Below are 23,858 nucleotides of genomic sequence, written 5' to 3'. Positions count from 1 at the left end.
GATCTACATGTCGAAATATTATATGCTTCTTTTATTAACAAGCACCTTATGGGGAGGCAACTTTGTCGCAAGCAAATTGCTTGTCGCCCACGCCTCCCCGTTAACGTTGACGTTTATTCGTTGGACGATCGCGGTCCTTTTTTTATTTCCGATCGTTTTAAAAAAAGAACGATCCATCCGCCTCCAAACGCGCGGCATCGTTCCTTTGATTGCGATGGGGATGTCGGGCGTCGTCTTATTTAACGTGTTTATGTTTCAAGCGCTTCGCTATACGTCAGCGGATCATGTCGGTTTAATTTCGACGTTAAACCCGATGGCGATTGCGCTTGTGGCATACGTTGTCTACCGCGATAAGCTCACGATCCGACAATGGCTGGCGATGGTCGTCTCACTCATGGGTGTGCTCATCGTGATGACGCACGGGCAACTGCATCGGTTAGCGGATGTAAACATCGGCGATTTATGGATGATCGCAGCAGTCATCATTTGGGGCGTTTATTCTGCCTGTGCAAAGGCAGTGATGACATCTTATTCTCCGCTTGCAGCAACGTTTTGGTCCGGCGTCTTTGGCATCATCGGGTTGTTGCCGTTTCTTTCTTCTTTTTCCGTTCATGACGTCAACGTCTCCTTTTCGCTTGCGCTTTTATATACAAGCGTTGGGGCGACGGTGCTTGCGATGTTTCTTTGGAACGTTGGCGTGAAAAAAGTCGGTGCCACAACTGCAGGCATGTTTTTAAATTTCAATCCGCTTTTTACTGCACTGTTTGCATACATACTACTTGGTGAAACGTTAACAGTGATACAATGGATCGGTTCATTCATTACCATTGCAGGCGTCATATTGTTTACAAAAAAATAGAAGGGGCGTTATTCCCCTTCTTTTTCTTCATATGGATGTGCCACCCAACCAGATGGATCGATAAATAAGCGAACCGCAACGACTTGGCGATCGTCCATTAATGTAAAGAAATGCGGATTTCCTTCTGGGACAGAAATGACATCCCCTGCTTCAAGTTCAACGTCAAAGTAGCCTGTATTTTCGTCCCCTTTAATAACGAAAATGCCATGACCAGCAACGATTGCACGCACTTCGTCTTCTGTATGCGTATGCACTTGTTCAAATTTTTTCAATAGCTCTTCTAAATTTGGTGTTTGTTCGCATAAAGCGACAACGTCCCACGCTTGATAACCTCTTCGCTTCGCTAAATCTTCAATTTCCGATTGAAACGTTGCTAAAATGTCCGCTTTTTCTTCATCTGTTAATACAAATTTGTTTTGAAGATGCGCTGGAAGTTTACTTGCATCCCAATGTTCGTACAACACCCCTTGCTTATTTAAAAACGTAGCGACATTTTCCTTTCCTTCAATCACTTCACCTGTGTTGCGCACTTTAATAACTGCCATACATACTCCCCCTTATCGTTTTAAAAGTAATAATTTCACATAGTACTGACATAAAAACTCGCACGCTTCTAGCCATTTTTTCGCTTCAAACGCATCTTTTCCCCAAACAGTAATGCCGTGGTTGCGAATAAGCACTGCGCCGCGATCTTCATGAACATGTTCGGCGAACGCGTTTGCTAATGTCGGAATATGAGCGAAATTCGGAATAATCGGAATGCGAAATGCCGCATCTTCTTCCCATAATCCGAACGCTTTAATGAGTTCTTGATTTGTAAAAACGACTTCCCCTTCGTCACCGTACCATTCGGAAATGATATTGTTGTCAACGGTATGGACATGAAGCACACAACCAGCGTTCGTTTTATTGTAAATGTTCACGTGAAGAAGCGTCTCAGCTGACGGCTTTAAATGCGTCGCTTCGGCTGGCTGTCCGTCCGCGCCGACGAGTAAAAAGTCTTCTGCCGTTTCTTTTCGTTTATCTTTTCCGCTAGCGGTCACAAGAAACGTAAGCGGCTCATCGCTCACCTTTAGCGACAAATTGCCGCTCGTTCCCATAAACCAATCGCGCGCCGCTAGTTCTCGTTTCACTTCCGCAAGCTCTTCCCATTTTTTTTGTCTCACACGATCACCTCGCTTTCTTGTAACGCATCGATGACATCATAAAACGTCGTAAACGGTGTATGTGGCAAATGAAGCTCCCGGCATTTTTCAAGCAAAAAGTCGCGCGCGATGACGTGATCGGCTAGTTTCGCCGCCGCTAAATCGGTAATGGAATCGCCAATCACAATCGTTTTTGCCCCTTTTGGCGCGAGTTTACGAAGAAGCGACGGCTTGCAGCACCCGCATTCATTTTCGCAATGTTCATCGCACGCATACGGCCACGTAATTCGAATCGTTTCTCCGCTAAAGTCAGCGCTGTTACAAAAAATGCGCTCTTTTTCAACAAGTCCGTCTAACAGCGGATAAACGAAAAAATCGATGCCGCCGCTCACGATATAAAGCGGAATTTGCCGTTCGTTCGTAAATGCGACAAAGTCGGAAAATCCGTCGCGAATGCGGGCGGTGTCAAGCAAAAATTGCACGATGTCTTCTTTTAGCGTCGTCGGCAACAGCGAAAACATGCGTCCGACACCTTGTTGTACGGAACATCTTTGCGCAAGCACGTCATCTTTGATGGCTTCCCACTCGGGCGGAGCGAACTGTTTCATGAGCGCAATAATGTTGTCGTTTAACGTAATCGTTCCATCAAAGTCACAAAAAACAATTGACTTCATCAAGCGCTCCCCCATAAATCAAGCGCTTGTTGTAACGGTTCGTGTTCTTTTGCCGCATCATGAAGCGAACGACCAGCAAGCACCGCATCAACTGCGGCACGAAACGCTTGCCCGCCACCAATTGCCCCGCTCGGATGACCATGCACTCCGCCGCCTGCGTTAATGACGGAGTCGATGCCAAAATCGCTCACTAAAAGCGGCACAAGCCCCGGATGAATGCCGGCGGATGGCACAGGGAATGTGCGTAAAAACGGTTCTTCTTTCGTTAATTCCTCGCGAATCGCAACCGTCTGTTGTTTTGCAAGCGCGACGCTTCCATACGGTGATGGGAAAAGCGAAAAGTCCGCCCCGGCCATGCGCAATAATTTCCCAAGAAGAAGCGCATAGCTAACTCCATATACGTGCGATGAGGCGATCGCGCCGCTAAACGACGGATGTGCCATAATCGGCAAGCGAATGTCATCGTCTTCACGAAGCGCCTGCAACACGTCAAGTCCGTATGTAAACACGTTAAACAACAACACGTCCGTCCCTAGCTCCGCCGCACGCTTCGCTTTGTCTTTTAGTTCAAACGTTTTACCTGTTAAATTGACCGCATATAACGTTCGATGCCCTGTTTGTTCGTACACCTCTTGTAGCGCTTGTTTTCCTGCGACAATGCGCTTTTCAAATGGCGTTAAGTCATTGTCAAATAAAATTTCATCGTCTTTCACGAGATCGACCCCACCGAGCGCTTGTAGTTTTAATTGTTCCGTAACGTATTGTAAATCACGCCCAATGACCGCTTTAAAAATGCTCATCACAAGCGGACGGTCAAAAACCCCAAGCTTTTCGCGTATGCCGTCAATGCCAAAGCGCGGGCCCGGAAACGCACGCTTCAGTTCGTCAGAAAACGTTAAATCAACAAGTTTAATCGTTCCGTCAAGCGACAATTTTCCAAACGTCGTCGTCAAAATCGCTGGAAAATCGGCGCTAAAATTGACGCTCGGATACGAAATGCGCACGAGTGCGCGTTTCAGTCGTTTTCCAAAAAACGTATTGACACGCTCGTCTTCCTCTAGCTCTTCAATGGACTGAACGATCCCTTTATGTTTTTTCAATTGTTCTTGTTCAAGCTGCGGCAAATCGGTCCACGACCCGACAGTTAGCCCAAGCGCAATCCCTTCTGCTTTTTTCACTAAGTCTTTGTCATCATGAATCAAATATGTTGCGGTAATCATCGTATCACTCCTTTACAAATAAAAAACCTCTTCATAAGAAGAGGCTAATTGTTCGTCTCTTCTTATCTCTCAGCTCACTGCTGCGAGAATTAGCACCGTGCTTAACACTTGTTAAGTCGGTTGCCGGGCTTCATCGGGCTCGTCCCTCCACCTACTCTTGATAAGAATTCGCAATGTATAAAATTTTTCGAACAGTTCGTTTTTCATAAATTTAATTCGAATTATGACAGCACATGCCGATTTTGTCAACGATTTTTTAAAAAAGTTGCAATCGCCCGATGCGTTCCGCTGCTTCTTGAAGTCTTGCTTCGCTTGTGAGCAGCCCTGTGCGCACATAACCTTCCCCATGTTCGCCAAACCCAATGCCCGGAGCGACCGCCACGTGCGCTTTTTGAAGCAAAAGGTCAGCAAACGTTTCCGACGTATAGCCGTTTGGCACCGGAAGCCAAGCGAAAAACGAACCTGCTGGCGCTTGCACATTCCAGCCGATGTCACGCAATGCATGAACGAACGTGTTTCTTCTTGCTTCATACGTCGCGACAAGCTCGGCGACGCATTGTTGCGAATCAAGTAGTGCGACTGCTGCCGCTTCTTGAATCGCCCCGAACATGCTGACGTATAGATGATCTTGCAACACGTTGATCGCTTCGATCATGCTTTCGTTACCGACCGCAAAACCGACGCGCCATCCTGCCATATTGTACGTTTTTGAGAACGTATAAATTTCAATACCAACGTCTTTTGACCCTTCGACTTGTAAAAAGCTTACTGGCTTTTTCCCGTCAAAGCCGATCGCTCCGTATGCGAAATCGTGTACAACACCGATACGATGTTTTTCAGCAAACGAAACGGTTTGTTGAAAAAACGGTTTCGTTGCGGTTGCGCCGGTCGGATTGTTCGGATAGTTTAAAAACATCAGTTTCGCCTTGCGAACGACATCTTTGTTTAGCTCCTCGTAATTAGGTAAAAAGCCATTCTCCGCCCGTAGCGGCATCATTTCCATGCGCGCCCGCGCAAGCACGACCCCCGACCAATAGTCTGGATAACCGGGATCAGGAACGAGCACAACATCGCCCGGATTTAATAAACAAAGCGGCATTTCAACGAGCCCTGCTTTTCCGCCAAACAAAATAGCGACTTCTTTTTCAGGATCAATCGTCACGCCATACTCGCGTTTATAAAACGTCGCGACTGCTTCTTTCAAAAACGAATAGCCGCGAAATGGTGAATATTTATGATACATAGGCTTTGCTACCGCCTGTTGCATCGCGCTTACAATGTGCGCTGGTGTCGGCTGATCTGGATTTCCTTGTCCGAGATTAATGACATCATACCCTTCGGCAATGACTGCGTTCACTTTTTGCACGAGCGAAGCAAAAAATTGCTTCGGAAGTTGCTGTAACAAGTTCGATTGCGGAAATGTTTTCATTTTTCACACCTACTTCACAAAAAGGTTGAAATTCTAGTCAAGAATCATATATCGTAAAAATCAAAATGTAAAGAAAATTTTTTTGAGGTGAATGAGATGAATATCGCTTGCGTACAAATGGACATTGCGTTTGGAGCACCGGAAAAAAATAAACAAACAGTCGTGCGCTACATGGAACAAATCGCGAAAGAAGCCGATGTCGTCGTTTTACCTGAACTATGGACGACAGGTTACGATTTAACGAGACTTGCTCATATTGCCGATGAAAACGGCGAACAAACGAAAGCGTTTCTTTCCGAACTTGCCCGCACGTATCATGTGCATATCGTCGGTGGATCGGTCGCGAAAAAAGTGGCGGACAACATAACGAATACGATGTATATCGTCCATCGAAACGGCGATGTCGTTTGTGAATATAGCAAACTTCATTTGTTTAAATTGATGGATGAGCATGTATATTTACAAGCGGGAGAAACGACCGGGCTATGTTCGCTCGATGAAACGACGTGTGCGGGGGTCATTTGTTATGACATTCGCTTTCCAGAATGGATTCGCGCGCATACGCTAAACGGTGCGGAAGTGTTATTTGTCGTTGCGGAATGGCCCCTTTCGCGCCTTCATCATTGGCGCACGTTATTAATGGCGCGAGCGATCGAAAATCAATGTTACGTCGTCGCGTGCAACCGTGCAGGATCAGACCCGAACAACACGTTTGCTGGGCATTCGATGATTATCGATCCGTGGGGAAATATTCTTGCAGAAGGAAGCGAACAAGAAACGGTCATCAAGGCAACGATCGACATAAGCGAAGTACAACGCGTACGCGCCCGCATCCCGATTTTTGCTGATCGTCGCCCAGACGTGTATAAAATTTTTGAAAAAAAAGATTGACAAACAAGCGAGAAGCGATGTATGATTCAAATCAAGCGAATTCACGAAACGTTTTCACTATTCAAAACATTCAAATATTCAAATAAAGATAAACACTCTTATCAAGAGCAGGTGGAGGGACGAGCCCGATGAAACCCGGCAACCGGCGATGACGCACGGTGCTAATTCTTGCAGCAGTAGGCTGAGAGATAAGAGGTGCGAAGCAAACTTCAAACCTCTTTCGTTCAGCGAAAGAGGTTTTTTATTTATGTCAAGGAGGGAATTCATATGTACGAACCGTTAACAGAACAAAAAGCGGTCGCGCTCGCGATTCGTTTAGGGCTATTCCAAGAAGATGCCCTTCTTTCTAGTCAAGAAATTGGTGATGGCAACTTAAATCTCGTCTTTCGCATCGTCAACGAACGCACAAACGACAGCATCATTATCAAACAAGCGCTACCGTATGCGAAAGTCGTCGGAGAAAGCTGGCCGCTCACATTAAAACGAGCGACAATTGAAAGCCAAGCGTTGCGCACATTCGCAAGCTACGCCTCTCAGTATGTACCAAAAGTGTATTATTCCGATGAGACTTTAGCGATTACGGTGATGGAAGATTTATCCCATTTACAAATTGCACGTCGTGGACTTATCGAAGGAAAAACATTTCCGAAGCTTTCTGAACATATCGGCGAGTTTGTCGCGAAAACGGCGTTTTATACGTCTGATTTTGGCATGAATCAACAACAAAAAAAGAAGCTCGCCCAACAGTTTACAAATCCTGAACTTTGTAAAATTACGGAAGATCTCATCTTTACCGACCCGTTTTTTGATCACGACACGAACAACTTTGAAGCAGAACTGCGCGCCGATGTCGAACAGCTTTGGCAAGATGATGAACTCAAGCGCGAAGTAGCGAAATTGAAACGGCTCTTTTTAACAAAAGCAGACGTGTTGCTTCATGGCGACTTACATACCGGAAGCATATTCGCAAGTGACGATGACACGAAAGTAATTGATCCAGAATTTGCATTTTACGGTCCGATCGGCTTTGATTTAGGGAATTTTTTTGCCAATTTACTATTAAACGCCCTCTCTCGCCATGAAAGCGAATGCGAGCCGCTCTTTACACATATTGAAAAAACGTGGGACGTGTTTGTTCGCACATTTACAACATGTTGGCAAGAAAGCAACGAACCGTATGCGCGCGTTTCTTTCGTGCTCGACGACATCATGAACGATGCGCTCGTCGAAGCGATCGGATTTGCTGGTTGCGAAGTCATTCGCCGCACGATCGGCTTAGCGCACGTAGCCGATTTGGAGGAATTGCCGCTTGAACGGCGGCTCGAAGCGAAACGCCATGCCCTTCGTCTCGGACGCGAGCTGATCGTCCATCGACACAATCTTCGTGTCGATGATTTCAAACGTCTCGTTGAACAAACCGCACATGTAAACAGCTAGGAGGAAAATGATGAAAGCAGTACAATGGCATGATACGCATATTACGATTTTAAACCAACAAGCGTTGCCTCATAAGACTGAATATTTAGAATTAAAAAATATAAAAGACGTATGGGACGCGATCGTCACGTTAAAAGTGCGCGGGGCACCAGCGATCGGCATGACCGCCGCTTACGGATTAGCACTTGCAGCCAAATTATATGAAACCGATGATTTAGCGACATTTCATACTAAACTAAAGCGCGATCGCGACTATTTAGCAAGCTCGCGTCCGACTGCCGTCAATTTATTTTGGGCGCTTGATCGGCTGATGAAAAGCGTCGCCAACGCCACATCTGTCAACGAAGCAAAAACGACGCTTATTCATGAAGCAATTTGCATTCAAATTGAAGATGAAGACGTCTGCCGCCGCATCGGTGAATATGCCCTTTCTTTGTTTCAAGACGGCGACCGCATCATGACAATTTGCAATGCGGGGGCGATTGCAACGGCACGCTACGGCACGGCGCTCGCCCCGTTTCATTTAGCGAAAGAAAAAGGAATCATCCTTCATGCGTACGCTTGTGAAACACGCCCGGTCTTGCAAGGCGCAAGGCTGACCGCTTGGGAACTTTCGCAAGCTGGCGTCGATGTGACCCTCATTACAGACAATATGGCGGCGCAAACGATGAAAGCAAAGCGCATTTCTGCCGTCATCGTCGGGGCAGACCGCATTGCCGCCAACGGCGATACAGCGAACAAAATCGGCACGCTCGGCTTAGCTATTTTGGCGAACGCGTTCAACATTCCGTTTTATGTCGCCGCCCCGCTTTCAACAATCGACTTACAGACGAAAACAGGCGACGACATTCCGATTGAAGAACGGGCGAAAGAAGAAGTGACCCATATCGCTGGTGTAAACATCGCGCCGGATGTGAACGTGTACAATCCTGCATTTGACGTTACGCCGCATGAACTCATTACCGGCATCATTACAGAAAAAGGTATCGTGTCCGGCGACTACAAAACGAAGCTACCGACATTATTTGAGGAGGTTTTCGCATGAAAAAACTATCGATACTCATCGTGCTTATATTTGCCCTTTTAACAGGATGCACGAACGAACAAGACGCCGTCTCAAAACCGGCAGAGCAGGCGAAAGAAGAAACGAAACAAACGAATGAAACAACAGGAGCGGACATTCCAACCGCATTAAACAAACCGATTAAAATTGCCGCCATTATGCAAATGTCGATCGGCACATTTTCATCGCAATATATCGCTGGGGTAAAAGAACAAGTCGCGAAATTCGGAGGCGACGTGCAAATTTATAACGCCGATAACGATTTAACGAAAATGGCATCGTACGTCGAAACAGCAATTAGCAAAAACGTCGATGCGATTTTATTAGACCACGGACGCGCCGATGCGTTAAAAGCACCGGTTGAAAAAGCGCTCGCCAAAGGCATTCACGTCGTCGCATTCGATAACGATTTAAACATCCCAGGTGTCACCGTCATTGACCAAGACGATTACAGCTTAGCATGGAAAACGTTAAAAACGTTAGCGGAAGATTTAAACGGTGAAGGCGAAATCGTCACGATTTGGGTCGGCGGCTTTACGCCGATGGAACGCCGCCACGTCATATATGAAGCGTTTCAAAAACGATATCCGAACATAAAAGAAGTCGCCAAATTCGGCACGGCAAGCGCCAATACTGCATTAGATACACAAACACAAATGGAAGCCATTTTGAAAAAATATCCGAATAAAGGCGACATCGACGCCGTCTTTGCGACGTGGGATGAGTTCGCTAAAGGAGCGACGCGCGCCATTCAACAAGCAGGTCGAACAGAAATTAAAGTATACAGCATCGACTTAAGCGATGAAGATTTACAACTCATTCAACAACCGAATAGCCCATGGGTCGCAACAACGGCAACTGACCCAGCGGAAGTCGGACGCGTGCAAGTGCGCTTTGCGTATCAAAAAATTGCCGGCGAACAAACGCCAAATATTTATTCACTTGAACCGCATTTAGTGAAACGTTCTGATTTACCAGATGAGCAAGTGTCGATGGGCGAACTGCACAACTACATTACAAGCTGGGGCCAATCGAATGTTGCGGTTTCGCCGTGGATGAAGACGCTTGAAGAAAAGGTGAAAAAACAATGAGCGGTTTACGCATGAAACAAATCGTTCATTCATTTGGTGATGTGACCGTATTAAACGGCGTGAACTTCCATATCCAACCGGGCGAAGTTCACGCCCTTTTAGGTATGAATGGCGCAGGAAAAAGCACGTTAATGAACATTTTAGCTGGCGTGTTGCAACCGACTAGCGGAACGATTGAAATCGATGGACAGCCACATACATTTTTTTCGCCGAAAGATGCGAAACGAGCCGGCATCGGACATGTCGTTCAAGAAGTGGATGCGGCGTTATTCCCTGCTTTATCTGTATATGAAAATATTCTCGCTGAACAAATGGTCGAACAAAAACGTATGTTCTTTTCCAAAACGAAACAGCGCGCAACTGTTTTACAATTGCTTGAACGCGTCGGCTTAGCCCATTTGTCGCTTGATACACCGGTGCAGACGTGCACGCTTCATGAAAAACAGCTTATTTTACTTGCGCGCGTCCTTTCTTCTTCCGCTCGCTACATTATTTTAGATGAACCAACCGCTTCATTAAGCGAAGAAGAAACGAAACGATTGTTTGCGATGATGGAACAATTGAAAGCACAAGGGGTGTCGTTTATTTACATCTCGCATAAATTGCACGAAGTAAAACGCATATGCGACCGCATGACGATTTTACGAGACGGTACCATCGTTTACGAAGGCGATGTATCGCTAACGACAGAAGACATCGTGCGCCATATGGTCGGACGCCAAAAAGAAACGAACGAGCAACGAGCGCGCACCGTCCGCGACGAAACGATATTTGAAGTGAAACAATTGTATATCCCGAAAACGAACACGACCGTCGATCTTGCTGTTCGGCGTGGTGAAATTGTCGGTATCGCCGGCCTCGTTGGTGCAGGAAAAACAGAACTTGCCGAAAGTATGATCGCTCACGTAAAAACGACAGGCGAACGCATATTGCATGGAAAAAAGCAAACGTGGAACTCGCCAAAAGATGCAATTGAAGCAGGCGTTTGTTTCATTCCTGAAGAACGGCGAAAACAAGGGCTTTTTATGAACGAAACGATCGAAAAAAACTTGACCATACGCCTATTGTCAAACATCGCCCCATGGCAATGGATTGACAAACGACGTGAACGCACGATCGCTACAAACCTTATTTCATCGTTACATATTCGCCCATCTTCGCCGACTGCGCTTGTGAAACATTTAAGCGGCGGCAATCAACAAAAAGTCGTCATCGGGAAATGGTTACAAACAAATGGCGACGTCTTTCTTTTTGACGAGCCGACAAAAGGCATTGACGTGCATGCGAAAGAAGAAGTGTTTGCCATCATTCGCGCGCTTGCTGAAAAAGGAAAAGCGATCATTTATTTAACGAGCGAATGTCAAGAATTGCTTCATATCGCCGATACGATTTACATCATGGTCGACGGGCGGTTCATAAAAAAAATGGACGCGCACGAGGCGACGTATGAACAGCTCGTCTACGACATGACAGGGGGTGGAACAAGTTGAAGTTTTTATACAAGTACGGAACGATACTCGCTATCGTAATCGTCATCGCTTTTTTTAGCTTCTCGCTCGATTCGTTTTTCACATACGCCAACTTTAGCGACATTTTGCGCTCTATTTCCATTGTGACGCTTGTTGCGATCGGCATTACGTTTTCGTTAATTGTCGACGGGTTTGATTTATCGGTCGGCTCCACCGTCAGCTTAGCAACGATCGCCAGCGCCTCCGCGCTCGTTTTACATCGTCAAGAACTTTTCGTAGCCCTTACCGTTCCGCTTCTTCTCGGAGCGCTCGTTGGGCTGCTCAATGCGTTTCTCATTATTCGCCTTCGTTTGCCTGACTTGTTGGCGACGTTAGCGGTCATGTACATCATTAACGGCGTGCAGCTCACGTATACGAAAGGTTTTTCCATTTATAACGATATGCCACTTCCCGAAGGTGGCGTGGCACCTGGAAAATTTATTCCATCGTTTTTATTTATCGGACAAGGAGAGCTGTTTGGCGTCCCGTTTTCTGTGTTGCTTATGCTTTTGCTCGTCGTTTGTGCGCATCTTTTTTTAACATATACAAAAACAGGCCGCTTATTTTATATGACAGGCGAAAATCGTGAAGCCGCTCATCTCACCGGCATTCCTGTCAACCGCTATCGTACATATGCGTATATGATTAGCGGATTGTTTGCCGCTTTAGGTGGTATTGTGCTCGCTTCCCGCATTGGTACAGGGCAAGTATCTGCGGGCGCATCGCTACTCATGGACAGCGTCGCCGCTGCCTTTATCGGTTTTTCCGTGTTTGGTGCCGGCAAACCGAATGTGATCGGTACGTTACTTGGCTCGATTTTTATTGGCGTGTTGTTAAACGGGCTGACGATGATGAACGTCCCGTACTATGCACAAGATATTATAAAAGGAGCGCTACTCATTTTCGCACTTGCGTTGTCCCATATCGTAAAAAAATAACCCACCTTATGCGAGGTGGGTTTCAAACGTCCGTTCTTTTTCGACTTTTTCCATCAGCTTATCAATGAGACGAATCACTTCTATCGATGCTTGTTCTAGTTCGATTAACTGCGCTTCGGCACCTTTTAGATCGCCTTTAGCGTACGCTTCCGCCGCTTTTTTTGCCGCAACGTGTACCCGTTCGTGGGGAGCATTTAATTTTTCGTATGCCGGCGTGCCTTGCAATTGTTTTTTCGTTTGTTCATCAAAGTACCATTTGCCTAGTCGACATTGATAGTGCGAAGCGACATCTTCTGGACGAACGGTTTCATAGCCAACGATCATATCGGTTCATCGCATGTCATTAACAATTGGTAAAGTAATATAAAACGTTGTACCAACCCCGACTTCGCTTTCGACGTCAATGCGCCCTTGATGTTCTTCAATAATTTTATAGCTGACCATTAAGCCAAGTCCCGTTCCGCGCTCTTTCGTCGTATAAAACGGTTCGCCTAATTTTTTGATTTTATCTTTCGGAATGCCGCTTCCTTCATCGCGGACAGCAATGCGTACCCCCTCTGCAACGTGCGATACGGAAACGGTAATCGTTCCGCCTTTTGACATCACTTCAATCGCATTTTTTAATATGTTAATAAACACTTGTTTTAGTTGTTTCGAATCGCAATAAATTGGCGGAACCGGCTCATATGTGGCTTCAATTTGAATGTTATGCATCGTCGCTTGTACACTTAACAAATCGACCGTCTCTTGCATAATTTTTGCGACATCGCCTCGCTCGTAATGAACGGCTTGCGGTTTTGCTAATACTAGAAATTCAGTAATAATGGACTCAATCCGTTTTAATTCTGACATAATGACGTGAAAATACATATTATATTGTTCACAATCATTGCCGATGCTTCCTTGTAAAAGCTGAATAAATCCTTTTAGCGCTGTCATCGGATTGCGAATTTCGTGCGCAATGCCTGCCGCCAGTTGACCGACGACGCTTAACGTATCTGATTTGCGAAGTTGTTCTTCCATTTCTTTTTTCTCGGTAATGTCGCGCACCATCATCAAACCGACACGTTCAATAATGTTCGGTTTAAACGATAATTCAACGATTTTTTTCTTTCCTTCGCCATCTGTAATTGTAAATTGTTCTTCTTCCTCTCCGTTGTTCAACCACATTTGAAATTTATGCAAATCGTTGCTTCCGATAAATGTATGCAACCTTTTTTCCATCAACTGTTCTTTGGAAAGCGCGAAAATACGGCATGCTACCGGATTGGCATCAAAAATACGCTGTTCGTTATCCATTAACACAATGCCGTCCATCGCATGATTAAATACGTTGCGAAATTTTTGTTCTTGTTCACGCAACTGTTTCTCCATTTTTCTCCGTTCACTTACGTTGCGGAAAATCGTTAAATGGTAACCGTTAATAACCCCTTTTTTCGAAGTAAATTCAAGTTGTTTTTTCTCCCCGTTTGGCATATGAAACGTTAATTCATCACGAATTTCTCCATCGCGGAAAAATTGCCGTAATACGTGACGTACTTTTTCATCTTTTGCATCAATAAACTGCATTAAGTTCGCATGAACAAGGTCATGAAGCGGCAATTCAAACGTTCGGCTTGCCGCTGGATTGGCGCGCAAAATGTTTCCGAAATCATCGCAAATTAAAATCGCCTCATGAGCGTGTTCAAAAATAGCACGAAATCGCTCTTCGCTTCGTTGCAAATTCATCTCCATGCTTCGTTTTTCCGTCACGTTGCGCATAATCGCCATAAAAAAGCCGCTATGTACGTTCGCTGTTAACGTCAGTTCAAACAGCTTTTGCATGCCGTCCCCTAAAATAAACGGAAGTTCGCTCGATACCGTTCCCGTTCGTTTTAATGTGAGCAACAGTTGTTCAAATAAATCGTAATATTCAATTGGAATAAATGTTTGAATCGATAATTTGAATAGTTCTTCTTTCGATACATTGACGCTCGCACAAAAGGAAGGATTCGCATCAATAAAGCGTCCTTGTTCATCAAAAATGACGATGCCGTCGCCTGCGCGATTAAACAAATCTTTAAATAACGTTTCGTTAATCGTCCGTTCACGCTCAAGCACTTTTTTTGAGGTAATATCGCGGATCATATATAAGTTAAACGGTTGATGGTCATGGCGGCGCATAAATAGTTGCACATGTTTGATTTCGCCATCGGCTAAACGAATGATGAGTTCATCGTCGTATGCCCCTAATTTATGCAACATTTGTTTTTGAAAATGGAAAATATGTTCTGGCACAAGGTAGGCGTATTCGTAAAAATTTTTGTACAACAGCTGTTCTTTTGACGCACGAAACAAACGGCACGCCGCTTCATTGACGTCTATGAACGTCCCGTCATCTTTTACTAAAACGATCGCATCTGTCACTTGTTGTAAAATAAAATCATACAAACTTATTCGCCGATCGATCGCCTCTTTTTCTTGTATCGAAAGCTGAACGAACTTTGATTCTTCCATCATGTTTTGCAAACTCAAACGCATTCCCTCCTCAATCGCTCCCTCTCCATAGTTATGATGTATATTCGCCATCTGTTTTTTTATTCCTTCTTGAATATTCCGAAAATTTTACTAATCTGATTGGAATTAAAAAAAAAGCAGCGCATCGGCTGCTTAACGATCGGTAATGACGATATATGTTGCTTTCACCGGCCCATGCACGCCGACGACTAAGTTCATTTCAATATCTGCGGAGTTGCTCGGACCTGTAATAAAATTGATGCATGACGGAACATGCTTCTCCCGAATGATGCGCGCCGCTTGCGTCATTCGCGGAACGATTGTACTTTTCGGAATAAGCGCCACATACGTCGTCGGTAAAAAGCTAATCGTTCTCCCTTGATCGCGGTTGTTTAATAACACGACCGTTCCCGATTCCGCTAGCGTCATGTCGCTCCATGTCATGCCGATATTAGCTCGTTCTGCCGCTTCAATATTGTCACGTCCACGTGTAGCGTCCCATACGTACACATCTTCTCTCTGTAAAAAGGAGGAGAGCCCAAACTGTTCGTAGCGCTCATCGTTTGCGACAACGATCGGTCCACCGCCATGCGCAGCAATGACTTGTTGCAGCGTATCACGAAGCTCGGCGCTGTTTGTTTCAACAAGAGTCGTATGAATGCGGGTACATTGTTGTTTTAATACGTCAAGCAATTCATTTTGGCTGTATCCTTGAAACACCGTTTGTTGCGGTGCATGTCTCCACTGTGGGCGCTCAACAGACGTGCGCACATCGCGTCCAAGTCGTGAAGCAATTCGTTGTAAAAAAGCTTCCATTATTCGTTCCCCCTTTGTTTCAACCAGTCGCGGAACCGTTCTTTTTCTGGCGCTGGAAATTCACGAATGTCCGTCCACGCTTTTAACGGTCCGGGACCTTTCGAAATGCGGTCGTTTGTCGTAAACGGATTGACGGCAGTCGGGGCCATTTTTGAACCAAGCTTATATAACAAAGATGATGCCGCACCTAATCCGAACGCTTTCATCGCTAATTTTTCCGAAATCGGCGCTTTTCCTTCCCGTTCGACAATCGTTTGGCGATGTTTTAACAACAGTTCATGAAGCGGAATTTTTACCGGACATGCTTCCGTACAGGCAGCGCATAATGTGGACGCATACGGCAATTCTTTATAATCATCGTAGCCGCCAAGAAGCGGGGACAATACCGCTCCAATCGGCCCAGAATAAATCGAACCGTACGAATGTCCTCCAATATGACGGTATACAGGGCAAACGTTCACGCACGCCGCGCAACGAATACATTGCAATACCGGTTGAAATTCCGTCCCTAAAATGTCAGAACGTCCGTTGTCGACAATGACGAGATGAAATTCTTCTGGTCCGTCCACTTCCCCTTCCTCGCGCGGACCGGTTAATACGGTAATGTAGCTCGTCAATTTTTGCCCGACCGCACTTCTCGTCAGTAAACTAACGAGCACTTCCATTTCTTCAAACGTCGGTACGATGCGCTCCATTCCCATGACTGTAATTTGTGTTTTCGGCAATGCGGTGACTAAATCGGCGTTTCCTTCGTTCGTCACAAGCGTAATCGAACCGGATTCCGCAACCGCAAAATTGCATCCGGTAATGCCGACGTCTGCGGTTAAATATTGTTGGCGCAACATCGCACGCGCATGAAGCGCCAGTTCTTCTGGCTTTTCTGTTTTTGTATACGCCAGCTTTTTTTGAAATACGTCGCGAATTTGTTCTTTATTTTTATGAAGGGCAGGTGCGACGATGTGCGATGGCGGATCGTGGTCATCGACTTGCAAAATGTATTCACCAAGGTCCGTTTCAATGACTTCACAGCCAAGCTTCTCTAATGCGGCATTCATATGAATTTCTTCCGTCACCATCGATTTCGATTTCACAATTTTTTTCGCTTGTTTGCTTGCAACGACGCGGCAAATGTAGTCGTTCGCTTCTTCTGCCGTTTGCGCAAAAAAGACGTGCCCGCCGCGTTTTTTTACATTTTCGCTCAGTTGCATTAAATAATAGTCTAAGTTTTCAAGTGTATGTTGGCGAATTTCTTCTCCGAGCGCGCGCCATTCTTCCCAGTTGCCGAGTTCTTCGGCTGCTGCTAATCGGCGCGTGCGCAGCCGCTCTTGCGCCCCTGCCACTGCCCCGCGCATAAACGTATTATGAATCCCCTTTTCCACCCGTTCGTGAAATTCTCCCATGTTAATTTTCATCGCCATATGAATCCCCCCTATCTACTATTGAGCACTTCGGCAATGTGCATGACGCGAATCGGTTTGCCTTTTCGTTCGATGCGCCCACCGATATTCATTAAACAGCCACAGTCTGCACCGATTAAATAGTCGGCTTCGACTTGTTCAATACATTGAATTTTTTCATCGACCATCTGTTCGGAAATCGGCCCCATTTTTACAGAAAACGTACCGCCAAATCCACAGCAATTGTGCGCGTTCGGCAAAGGGACAACTTCAAGCCCTTTTACGTGTTGTAAAAGCGTAAGCGGCGCATCTTTGACGCCAAGTAAGCGCGTCATATGACATGACGTATGGTACGTCGCTTTTCCTTCTAACTGCGCCCCGACATCTCCGACTTGTAATACATCAACGATAAATTGCGTCAGTTCATATGTTTTATCGGCAACGCGTTTCGCCCGCTCTTCCCATTCGCCATCGCCTTTAAAAATGTGCGGATATTCTTTAAACATCGTGGCACACGAACCGGATGGCGTCACGATATATTCAGCATGTTCGAACGTGCGAATCATATGTTTCATCGCTTCTTTCGCTTCTTTTACATAGCCGCTATTGTACGCTGGCTGTCCGCAGCACGTTTGCGCCTCTGGAAAATGTATCGTGCAGCCGAGCCGTTCTAATAGTTCAACGGTCGCCTTTCCGACGTTCACGTGAAATAAATCAACTAAACATGTAACAAATAATGTGACGTTCATTCCCGATCCCCCTAAAGAAAACGTTTTCTTTTTTTCACTTTACATCTTATTGCCAAATTAGTCAACTGGTCATCTGATGATTAAGGGCGGAGGGAGCACCTCCACTATAAAGATATGTAGTCAGCAAGCACTTTTTCAACATGTCCTAAATGTTCTTTCATTCGCTCTTGGGCGAGTTCAACGTTTTGGTCGCGAATCGCTTCAAAAATGGCGATATGGTCTTCAAGTAGTTGTTCTGTCGTCGCTTGTTTGGCAAACAGCCAAATGCGGCGCGTTTCTCGCATCGTCTCCATCATCATGCCAGATACGTTGTTCATTAAGCTAACTAACAACGGATTTTTCGTTGCCGCCGCAATTGCCATATGAAATAAAAAGTCGGCTTTTTCGCCAAGCTCTTCATCGCCAATCGCTTCGCGCATTTGCGTAAGGGCGCTTTGCATCGCACGCAAATCTTCTTCCGTTCGCTTTCTTGCCGCCACTCCTGCTGCACCGACTTCAAGTAGTTTTCTTACTTCTAATAAATGGGCCACGTCTTCTTTGCTCATCAGTATAGCGGCAGAAATCGGGAACGATAACATCGCTGGGTCAAATTCACGCACGTATGTGCCTTCCCCTTGTTTCATTTCAATAAGCCCCATCGCTCGAAGCGCAGTTAACGCTTCACGAATAGCTGCGCGCCCAACTTGGAAATTTTCAGCTAGTTGTTGAACGGAATCGAGTTTATCGCCCGGTTTTAACTGTCCGGTTTGAATCATATGTAAAATCGCTTCCGCTACTTCTTCATATATTTTTTTCGGTTTAATTTGTTTGTACACTCTGTCCACCCCATCATCTCTTGTTTGCTCCCCCACATGAATAGAATATCATATCAGGTTATCAATTTTATTAAAATCATAAATTTTAATAAAATTGTTTATCCGTCCACGTCGTTTAAGCGACATGTACTCGGATCGGGTGTAACCCCACACCCGCTATCCCATTGGCGAACGCCTTTGGGAATACTTTTCTCATAATGTTGTATGCTCCATTGACATCTGCGTGGATAAGCGTTCCGTTTTCAGATTGAAACAGCCCACGCTTGATTCGTTTTCCTTTGTATTGCTTTTGTTTCTTCATTTCTTCCATGTCTAAAAAACTGCATTTGGATGTATAGCTTTCTTCTGTCACGATGATGCGAATCCCATGCTGTTCGGCTTTGTACTGCAACTGATGAAGAAACGTTTGATACGGAATGTGAACGAATGCTTGATTCGTACGCTTTCCGAGATGGACTTCACGCTTCCAATCTTTATTCATCCCCACCACAATCGTATCGCAGTCTAAAGACAACGCATGTTTCATGACAAAGGCACTCGCTTGGTGCATAAAGTTTTCCACGATGCGATTTCGTTTTTCTGTCATTTTGCTCATTCGTTTTGTCCAATCGAGTCCATTCATCTGTTTCGCTACTTTGCGGTAGTGGCTCATTTGTTTGTTGTAGTATTGATTAACGGATTTTAGACCTTTACCATTGATCACGATCGGTTGTTTGCCCACGTTGTTCACAATGGTTGCGAAGTTATCTAATCCTAAATCAATACTGATGTATCTGTCGCGATCTTGTTTTTGCGCTGGGATAGGAATGTTGTAAACGACTTCGACGATGATATGGCGGTGTTTTGGAATAAATCGGACTTGTTGAAGCTTCCCTTTCATGTTTGTCTTTAGTTGAAAACCTTGGAAACAGGCAGGAAAAGTGATTTGTTCATCGACGACTTTGCATGATTGATTTGTTAGCACAAGTACATATCGTCCGTCTTTTTTGAGATATTTGGGCAGTTTCGGTCTGCCTGTATATTTGTCTTTATTTTTTGCCCAATCTTTCATCGACTTAAAAAATGATTGCCAATTTTGATGCAACATTCTTAACGTTTGTTGGGCACATTGAGCCATTGGCATCGCTCGATAGTCTGCATCCATCCCTTTTGTTTTCAGCAGCTTGTCTAGCTTGTTGTAAGAAAGATACGTGCCATGTTGAAAAAACGTTTGCCTCACTTGATAGTTGGCGAAGTTGTACAAATTTTTTGACCGAAAACAATACTCATCGAGCATCGGATAATACGGATGAGTGGCGCAAATCATATGCCTTTCCACTCGATTCGCCATCATGATCGTTGTTCACCTCGCTTTCTCTTTTACTATATATGTTCATAAGAGAGCCAGGCAATAAGATGTAAAGATAATCACAAAAGAAGTGTGATCTCAAATGTATTTTATCAAAATTTTTAATATATTTTTATGATTGAATAAAAAAACAGAACCATATTTTTCTACAAAATAACTGTGAAAAATTTTTAAATATTCATATTGAAAATTGGTTGCGCTTACATTATGATATACTCATCAGATGATTGTATGACCTTATGACGAGGGGATAAGGAATTACGTCATCATATATAAACAAAGGGGGAGGAACATGTTATCATTTATCGCACTATTGCCAATTTTAACAGTTTTCTTGTTTCTTGTCATACTGAAATGGCCCGCGAGCCGCGCGATGCCTGTTGCGCTCGTTGTGACCGCGGCGATCGCTTTGTTCGTTTGGGGGACGAAAATGAACGTTGTGGCTGCCGCTAGCGTCAACGGGATAAAAACCGCCATCGAAATTATGTTTATCGTATTTGGAGCAGTATTGCTTTTAAATACAGTAAAAGAAAGCGGCGCGATTGAAACGATTCGCCAAGGATTCATTCACATTTCGCCAGACCGTCGCATTCAAGCAATCATTATCGCCTGGTTGTTCGGTTCGTTTATTGAAGGGGCCGCAGGATTCGGAACACCAGCAGCAATCGCCGCTCCGCTTCTCGTTGCAATCGGCTTTCCAGCGATGGCGGCTGTATTAGTTTCGCTTATTATTCAAAGTACACCTGTTTCATTTGGGGCGATCGGCACACCGATTCTCGTTGGGGTAAACACAGGTCTTGCCAATCAAGAAGCGGTCATGAAAGCAATTGGCGATATGGAGTTTACCGATTATTTACTGCAAATTGCCGCCAACGTCGGCCTCATTCACGCGATAGTCGGAACGTTTATTCCGCTTATTATGGTCGGGATGCTTACGCGCTTTTTCGGCAAAAATCGTTCGTTCCGCGAAGGATTGCGCGTCTGGAAGTTTGCGATGCTTGCCGGTTTTGCATTTACCGTTCCGTATGCAATCATCGCGAACGTACTTGGACCGGAGTTTCCTTCATTGCTCGGTTCGCTCATTGGTCTTATTATTGTCGTTCCAGCTGCAAAAGCCGGACTATTTATGCCGAAAGATACGTTTGATTTCGAACATCGCAACCGTTGGGAACAAGAATGGATCGGGCGTTTAAACAATGAACAAACGAACATCGCTCAAGGGAAAAAGCGCATTTCCCTTTTGAACGCTTGGTTCCCATACGTCTTAGTGGCGATTTTACTTGTCATTACGCGCACCGTAACAGAAGTGAAAGCGTTTTTAACAGGAGAAAGCGTCACCATTCTCATCGATAACTTATTCAACTCCGGCATTGCGATTAAATCAACGCCACTTTATTTGCCAGGTACGATTTTCTTAATCGTTTCACTTATCACGTACGTGTTACATCGTATGGACGCTTCAAGCTACAAAAAAGCGTTTACCGATTCGTTTAAAACGGCATTAAGCGCAGGTTCGGCACTCATTTTCGCGGTACCGATGATCAACATTTTCATTAATACGAAAACAGATGAGCTTGCGAGCATGCCGCTCGTTTTAGCCGAAGGCGTATCGCATATCGCTGGTTCCTCATGGCCGATCGTGGCGCCGCTCATCGGTGCGCTCGGCGCGTTTATTGCAGGAAGTAACACATTTAGCAACATGATGTTCTCGCTTTTCCAATTCGGTACAGCAGAAAGCATCGGTTTATCGGCGTCAGGCGCTGCCGTTGTCGTAGCGCTACAAGCGGTTGGTGGCGCAGCTGGAAATATGATTTGTGTCCATAACGTCGTTGCCGCTTCCGCCACAGTCGGTCTTGTCGGTCAAGAAGGAAGCTTAATTCGTAAAGCGCTCATTCCGATGACGTATTACATTTTAGCGGCTGGTATGCTCGGCATGGGCTTGATCGTCGGCGGTTTTAACGTTTGGTTTGTCCTTTATGCCGTCGTCGTCGCCACATTCATTTTGTTTATGATGTCAAACCGCGGCAAAACGAAACGGGCCGAAAACCAAATTTCAGCATAATACAAAAGGGTGTCCTGTAAAAAGGATACCCTTTTTCCTTTCCTTTCTTATATGATATAATGACTTGTTGCAGCCTACATGTAAAGGAGTCGTTTGCCGTGCATATCATCTGTACAACGTTGAATGCGAAATATATTCATACGAACTTAGCAATTCGCTATTTAAAAGCGTACGCCCAACCGGAGTTTCATGTGGAGCTTGTCGAATATACAATTAAAGACCCGGTGTTAAACATCGTCACCGATTTATATCGCCGCAAACCCGATGTCGTCGGGTTTAGCTGTTACATTTGGAACATCGAACAGACGATTGAAGTTATTCAGCTTTTGAAAAAAGTGCATCCGACCGTCACAATCGTCGTCGGTGGACCAGAAGTGTCATATGACGTCGCTTATTGGCTTGAGCGCGTGCCGGAGTTTGATTATATCGTCATCGGCGAAGGAGAAGAAACGTTTAAACAGCTTCTGACAGCGCTTCAAAATGGCGACGATGTCGCAAACATCGCTGGACTCGCATTTCATCAAGACGGCAAAGCGGTCATTAACCCGCAACGAAATAAAATCAACTTAGCGAGCATGCCGTCGCCGTTTCGCTTTCCAGAAGATATCCCGCATTTATCAAAACGCGTCACATACGTCGAGACGAGCCGCGGCTGTCCGTTTAGTTGCCAATTTTGTTTATCGTCGATTGAAGTCGGCGTTCGCTACTTTGATCGTGAAAAAATAAAGGAAGATTTACGTTATTTAATGAAACACGGAGCGAAAGTCATTAAATTTGTCGATCGCACGTTTAACATTAGCCGTAGCTATGCGATGGATATGTTCCAATTTTTAATTGACGAGCACGTGCCGGGCGTCGTGTTCCAATTTGAAATTACGGCCGACATTATGCGCCCAGAAGTCATTGAATTTTTAAATAAAGAAGCGCCGCCAGGGCTATTCCGTTTTGAAATTGGGGTGCAATCGACAAACGATGAAGTGAATAAACTCGTCATGCGGAAACAAAATTTTGAAAAGCTCACCCGCACCGTCACGATGGTGAAACAAGGCGGAAAAATCGCGCAACATCTCGATTTAATCGCCGGGCTTCCGGAAGAAGATTACACATCGTTTCGCAAAACGTTTAACGACGTATTTGCCCTTCGTCCTGAAGAATTGCAGCTCGGCTTTTTAAAAATGTTGCGCGGCACAGGGCTTCGTCACAAGGCAAACGAATACGGCTACGTCTTTATGGACCGCGCGCCGTATGAAATTTTGCAGAACAATGTGCTGTCGTTTCATGACATCATTCGCTTAAAACAAGTCGAAGATGTGCTTGAAAAATATTGGAACGATCATCGCATGGACGAGACGATCGAATATATCGTCACCCATCTATTTGACACGCCGTTTGACTTTTTCCAGTCGTTTGGGACGTATTGGGATGAACAAGGTTGGGCGCGCATCGGACATCAGCTTGAAGATTTATTCCGCCGCCTCTATTCGTTTTTACAAACGACAAACATGCCCAACTTGCCAATTGTCGAAGCGTTGATGAAATACGACTATTTGCGCAATCAAAAACAAAAACCGCGCAAACCGTGGTGGGACGACAAAACGGACAAACATGTACGCGCGCGCGTATATGAAAAACTGTCCGAACAACCGCACCTTCTTTCACTAAGCGAAAAAGAACTATTTAAACATACGGTCGTTGAACTGATCCCGTTCGACTTGCCGCATTATTTACAAACGAAACACATTCGCCATTGCCATATGGCGATGATCGTATACTTCAACCAAACGACGATGAAAGCAGAGACGTATTTTTTGGAAATGGAACAACAAGTCAGTCACGTATGAGTAAAATGTTTGTGGGAGAAAAAAGACAGGTTCCTCATGATGGAACCTGTCAACATTCTGATACCACCCACTTTGGTGG

Annotated in this window: 21 protein-coding genes and 2 riboswitches; of the genes, 9 read left to right on the top strand and 12 right to left on the bottom strand. The window is 45.2% G+C overall.

Annotation, left to right across the window (positions count from 1 at the left end; translation table 11 throughout):
* The first annotated feature begins 7 nt into the window (after positions 1 to 7).
* Complete coding sequence (locus tag LD028_RS13410; protein WP_237811158.1) at positions 8 to 859, top strand: DMT family transporter; 852 nt, start codon at positions 8 to 10, stop codon at positions 857 to 859.
* An 8-nt stretch (positions 860 to 867) separates the two neighbouring features.
* On the opposite strand, the gene LD028_RS13405 is transcribed toward LD028_RS13410, so the two are convergent.
* The 5 genes from LD028_RS13405 to LD028_RS13385 all read right to left on the bottom strand — a co-directional run bounded on the left by LD028_RS13405 (position 868) and on the right by LD028_RS13385 (position 5,327).
* Complete coding sequence (locus tag LD028_RS13405) at positions 868 to 1,404, bottom strand: 1,2-dihydroxy-3-keto-5-methylthiopentene dioxygenase (protein WP_237811159.1); 537 nt, start codon at positions 1,402 to 1,404, stop codon at positions 868 to 870.
* A 12-nt stretch (positions 1,405 to 1,416) separates the two neighbouring features.
* Positions 1,417 to 2,025 carry a methylthioribulose 1-phosphate dehydratase gene (locus LD028_RS13400; protein WP_237811160.1) on the bottom strand — a complete coding sequence of 203 codons (609 nt, stop codon included), beginning with the start codon at positions 2,023 to 2,025 and terminating at the stop codon, positions 1,417 to 1,419.
* The gene (locus LD028_RS13395; protein ID WP_237811161.1) at positions 2,022 to 2,678 is read right to left on the bottom strand and encodes a 2-hydroxy-3-keto-5-methylthiopentenyl-1-phosphate phosphatase; all 657 of its coding nucleotides are present in this window, start codon (positions 2,676 to 2,678) and stop codon (positions 2,022 to 2,024) included. Before LD028_RS13395 ends, LD028_RS13400 begins: the two co-directional genes overlap by 4 nt.
* Entirely contained in the window at positions 2,678 to 3,898 is a 1,221-nt protein-coding gene (gene mtnW, locus LD028_RS13390; protein WP_237811162.1) for a 2,3-diketo-5-methylthiopentyl-1-phosphate enolase, read from the bottom strand. Before mtnW ends, LD028_RS13395 begins: the two co-directional genes overlap by 1 nt.
* A gap of 59 nt (positions 3,899 to 3,957) precedes the next feature.
* Positions 3,958 to 4,065, bottom strand: a riboswitch (SAM riboswitch).
* A gap of 89 nt (positions 4,066 to 4,154) precedes the next feature.
* Positions 4,155 to 5,327, bottom strand: a complete 1,173-nt coding sequence (locus tag LD028_RS13385; RefSeq protein WP_237811163.1) for a pyridoxal phosphate-dependent aminotransferase — start codon at positions 5,325 to 5,327, stop codon at positions 4,155 to 4,157.
* Positions 5,328 to 5,423: 96 nt separating this feature from the next.
* Here LD028_RS13385 and LD028_RS13380 point away from each other — a divergent pair, with 96 nt between their 5' ends.
* From LD028_RS13380 to LD028_RS13355, 6 genes are all read left to right on the top strand, one after another.
* Positions 5,424 to 6,218 (top strand): carbon-nitrogen family hydrolase, encoded by a 795-nt coding sequence (locus LD028_RS13380; RefSeq protein WP_171700673.1) that lies wholly within the window; start codon positions 5,424 to 5,426, stop codon positions 6,216 to 6,218.
* Positions 6,219 to 6,313: 95 nt separating this feature from the next.
* Positions 6,314 to 6,413, top strand: a riboswitch (SAM riboswitch).
* A 72-nt stretch (positions 6,414 to 6,485) separates the two neighbouring features.
* A complete protein-coding gene (gene mtnK, locus LD028_RS13375; protein ID WP_237811164.1) occupies positions 6,486 to 7,655 on the top strand; it encodes an S-methyl-5-thioribose kinase in 1,170 nt (389 codons plus the stop codon).
* A gap of 7 nt (positions 7,656 to 7,662) precedes the next feature.
* A complete protein-coding gene (gene mtnA / locus LD028_RS13370; RefSeq protein WP_237811165.1) occupies positions 7,663 to 8,700 on the top strand; it encodes an S-methyl-5-thioribose-1-phosphate isomerase in 1,038 nt (345 codons plus the stop codon).
* A complete protein-coding gene (locus LD028_RS13365) occupies positions 8,697 to 9,809 on the top strand; it encodes a sugar ABC transporter substrate-binding protein (RefSeq protein WP_237811166.1) in 1,113 nt (370 codons plus the stop codon). Before mtnA ends, LD028_RS13365 begins: the two co-directional genes overlap by 4 nt.
* Complete coding sequence (locus LD028_RS13360; protein ID WP_237811167.1) at positions 9,806 to 11,299, top strand: sugar ABC transporter ATP-binding protein; 1,494 nt, start codon at positions 9,806 to 9,808, stop codon at positions 11,297 to 11,299. Before LD028_RS13365 ends, LD028_RS13360 begins: the two co-directional genes overlap by 4 nt.
* Positions 11,296 to 12,255: an ABC transporter permease gene (locus tag LD028_RS13355; protein ID WP_237811168.1), complete on the top strand. Its 960-nt coding sequence runs from the start codon at positions 11,296 to 11,298 to the stop codon at positions 12,253 to 12,255. Before LD028_RS13360 ends, LD028_RS13355 begins: the two co-directional genes overlap by 4 nt.
* Positions 12,256 to 12,261: 6 nt before the next feature.
* Here the strand turns inward: LD028_RS13355 and LD028_RS13350 are convergent, their stop codons facing one another.
* From LD028_RS13350 to LD028_RS13320, 7 genes are all read right to left on the bottom strand, one after another.
* Positions 12,262 to 12,579, bottom strand: a complete 318-nt coding sequence (locus tag LD028_RS13350) for a CZB domain-containing protein (protein WP_237811169.1) — start codon at positions 12,577 to 12,579, stop codon at positions 12,262 to 12,264.
* Between the two features lie 6 nt (positions 12,580 to 12,585).
* Complete coding sequence (locus LD028_RS13345) at positions 12,586 to 14,775, bottom strand: PAS domain-containing sensor histidine kinase (protein WP_237811170.1); 2,190 nt, start codon at positions 14,773 to 14,775, stop codon at positions 12,586 to 12,588.
* Between the two features lie 129 nt (positions 14,776 to 14,904).
* Positions 14,905 to 15,567 carry a LutC/YkgG family protein gene (locus tag LD028_RS13340; RefSeq protein ID WP_237811171.1) on the bottom strand — a complete coding sequence of 221 codons (663 nt, stop codon included), beginning with the start codon at positions 15,565 to 15,567 and terminating at the stop codon, positions 14,905 to 14,907.
* Positions 15,567 to 16,985, bottom strand: coding sequence for a LutB/LldF family L-lactate oxidation iron-sulfur protein (locus LD028_RS13335; RefSeq protein ID WP_237811172.1), 1,419 nt, complete (start codon positions 16,983 to 16,985; stop codon positions 15,567 to 15,569). Before LD028_RS13335 ends, LD028_RS13340 begins: the two co-directional genes overlap by 1 nt.
* Positions 16,986 to 16,996: 11 nt before the next feature.
* Positions 16,997 to 17,713: a (Fe-S)-binding protein gene (locus LD028_RS13330; RefSeq protein ID WP_237811173.1), complete on the bottom strand. Its 717-nt coding sequence runs from the start codon at positions 17,711 to 17,713 to the stop codon at positions 16,997 to 16,999.
* A 104-nt stretch (positions 17,714 to 17,817) separates the two neighbouring features.
* Positions 17,818 to 18,537: a FadR/GntR family transcriptional regulator gene (locus LD028_RS13325; protein ID WP_309240389.1), complete on the bottom strand. Its 720-nt coding sequence runs from the start codon at positions 18,535 to 18,537 to the stop codon at positions 17,818 to 17,820.
* A 106-nt stretch (positions 18,538 to 18,643) separates the two neighbouring features.
* Positions 18,644 to 19,861: an RNA-guided endonuclease InsQ/TnpB family protein gene (locus LD028_RS13320; RefSeq protein WP_237811174.1), complete on the bottom strand. Its 1,218-nt coding sequence runs from the start codon at positions 19,859 to 19,861 to the stop codon at positions 18,644 to 18,646.
* Between the two features lie 307 nt (positions 19,862 to 20,168).
* Between LD028_RS13320 and LD028_RS13315 the strand changes: the two genes are divergently transcribed.
* Together LD028_RS13315 and LD028_RS13310 are read left to right on the top strand one after the other, a co-directional pair.
* The gene (locus LD028_RS13315; protein ID WP_237811175.1) at positions 20,169 to 21,938 is read left to right on the top strand and encodes an L-lactate permease; all 1,770 of its coding nucleotides are present in this window, start codon (positions 20,169 to 20,171) and stop codon (positions 21,936 to 21,938) included.
* 98 nt (positions 21,939 to 22,036) lie between these two features.
* The gene (locus tag LD028_RS13310; protein WP_237811176.1) at positions 22,037 to 23,779 is read left to right on the top strand and encodes a B12-binding domain-containing radical SAM protein; all 1,743 of its coding nucleotides are present in this window, start codon (positions 22,037 to 22,039) and stop codon (positions 23,777 to 23,779) included.
* Positions 23,780 to 23,858: the final 79 nt, after the last annotated feature.

It is taken from the genome of Anoxybacillus sp. LAT27 (assembly GCF_022030075.1).
In the GTDB taxonomy this organism is placed as follows: Bacteria; Bacillota; Bacilli; order Bacillales; family Anoxybacillaceae; genus Anoxybacillus; species Anoxybacillus kestanbolensis.
This window is presented reverse-complemented; position numbering and strand designations above follow the sequence as displayed.

What these genes read in the sequence shown, in the direction of transcription:
- LD028_RS13315 (WP_237811175.1), top strand. Translation starts at nt 20,169, where the DNA reads ATGTTATCATTTATCGCACTATTGCCAATTTTAACAGTTTTCTTGTTT.
- LD028_RS13340 (WP_237811171.1), bottom strand. Translation starts at nt 15,567, where the DNA reads ATGGAAGCTTTTTTACAACGAATTGCTTCACGACTTGGACGCGATGTG.
- LD028_RS13385 (WP_237811163.1), bottom strand. Translation starts at nt 5,327, where the DNA reads ATGAAAACATTTCCGCAATCGAACTTGTTACAGCAACTTCCGAAGCAA.
- LD028_RS13330 (WP_237811173.1), bottom strand. Translation starts at nt 17,713, where the DNA reads ATGAACGTCACATTATTTGTTACATGTTTAGTTGATTTATTTCACGTG.
- mtnA (WP_237811165.1), top strand. Translation starts at nt 7,663, where the DNA reads ATGATGAAAGCAGTACAATGGCATGATACGCATATTACGATTTTAAAC.
- LD028_RS13395 (WP_237811161.1), bottom strand. Translation starts at nt 2,678, where the DNA reads ATGAAGTCAATTGTTTTTTGTGACTTTGATGGAACGATTACGTTAAAC.
- LD028_RS13335 (WP_237811172.1), bottom strand. Translation starts at nt 16,985, where the DNA reads ATGGCGATGAAAATTAACATGGGAGAATTTCACGAACGGGTGGAAAAG.
- LD028_RS13320 (WP_237811174.1), bottom strand. Translation starts at nt 19,861, where the DNA reads ATGATGGCGAATCGAGTGGAAAGGCATATGATTTGCGCCACTCATCCG.
- LD028_RS13410 (WP_237811158.1), top strand. Translation starts at nt 8, where the DNA reads ATGTCGAAATATTATATGCTTCTTTTATTAACAAGCACCTTATGGGGA.
- LD028_RS13365 (WP_237811166.1), top strand. Translation starts at nt 8,697, where the DNA reads ATGAAAAAACTATCGATACTCATCGTGCTTATATTTGCCCTTTTAACA.
- LD028_RS13380 (WP_171700673.1), top strand. Translation starts at nt 5,424, where the DNA reads ATGAATATCGCTTGCGTACAAATGGACATTGCGTTTGGAGCACCGGAA.
- mtnW (WP_237811162.1), bottom strand. Translation starts at nt 3,898, where the DNA reads ATGATTACCGCAACATATTTGATTCATGATGACAAAGACTTAGTGAAA.
- LD028_RS13350 (WP_237811169.1), bottom strand. Translation starts at nt 12,579, where the DNA reads ATGATCGTTGGCTATGAAACCGTTCGTCCAGAAGATGTCGCTTCGCAC.
- LD028_RS13345 (WP_237811170.1), bottom strand. Translation starts at nt 14,775, where the DNA reads ATGCGTTTGAGTTTGCAAAACATGATGGAAGAATCAAAGTTCGTTCAG.
- LD028_RS13405 (WP_237811159.1), bottom strand. Translation starts at nt 1,404, where the DNA reads ATGGCAGTTATTAAAGTGCGCAACACAGGTGAAGTGATTGAAGGAAAG.
- mtnK (WP_237811164.1), top strand. Translation starts at nt 6,486, where the DNA reads ATGTACGAACCGTTAACAGAACAAAAAGCGGTCGCGCTCGCGATTCGT.
- LD028_RS13360 (WP_237811167.1), top strand. Translation starts at nt 9,806, where the DNA reads ATGAGCGGTTTACGCATGAAACAAATCGTTCATTCATTTGGTGATGTG.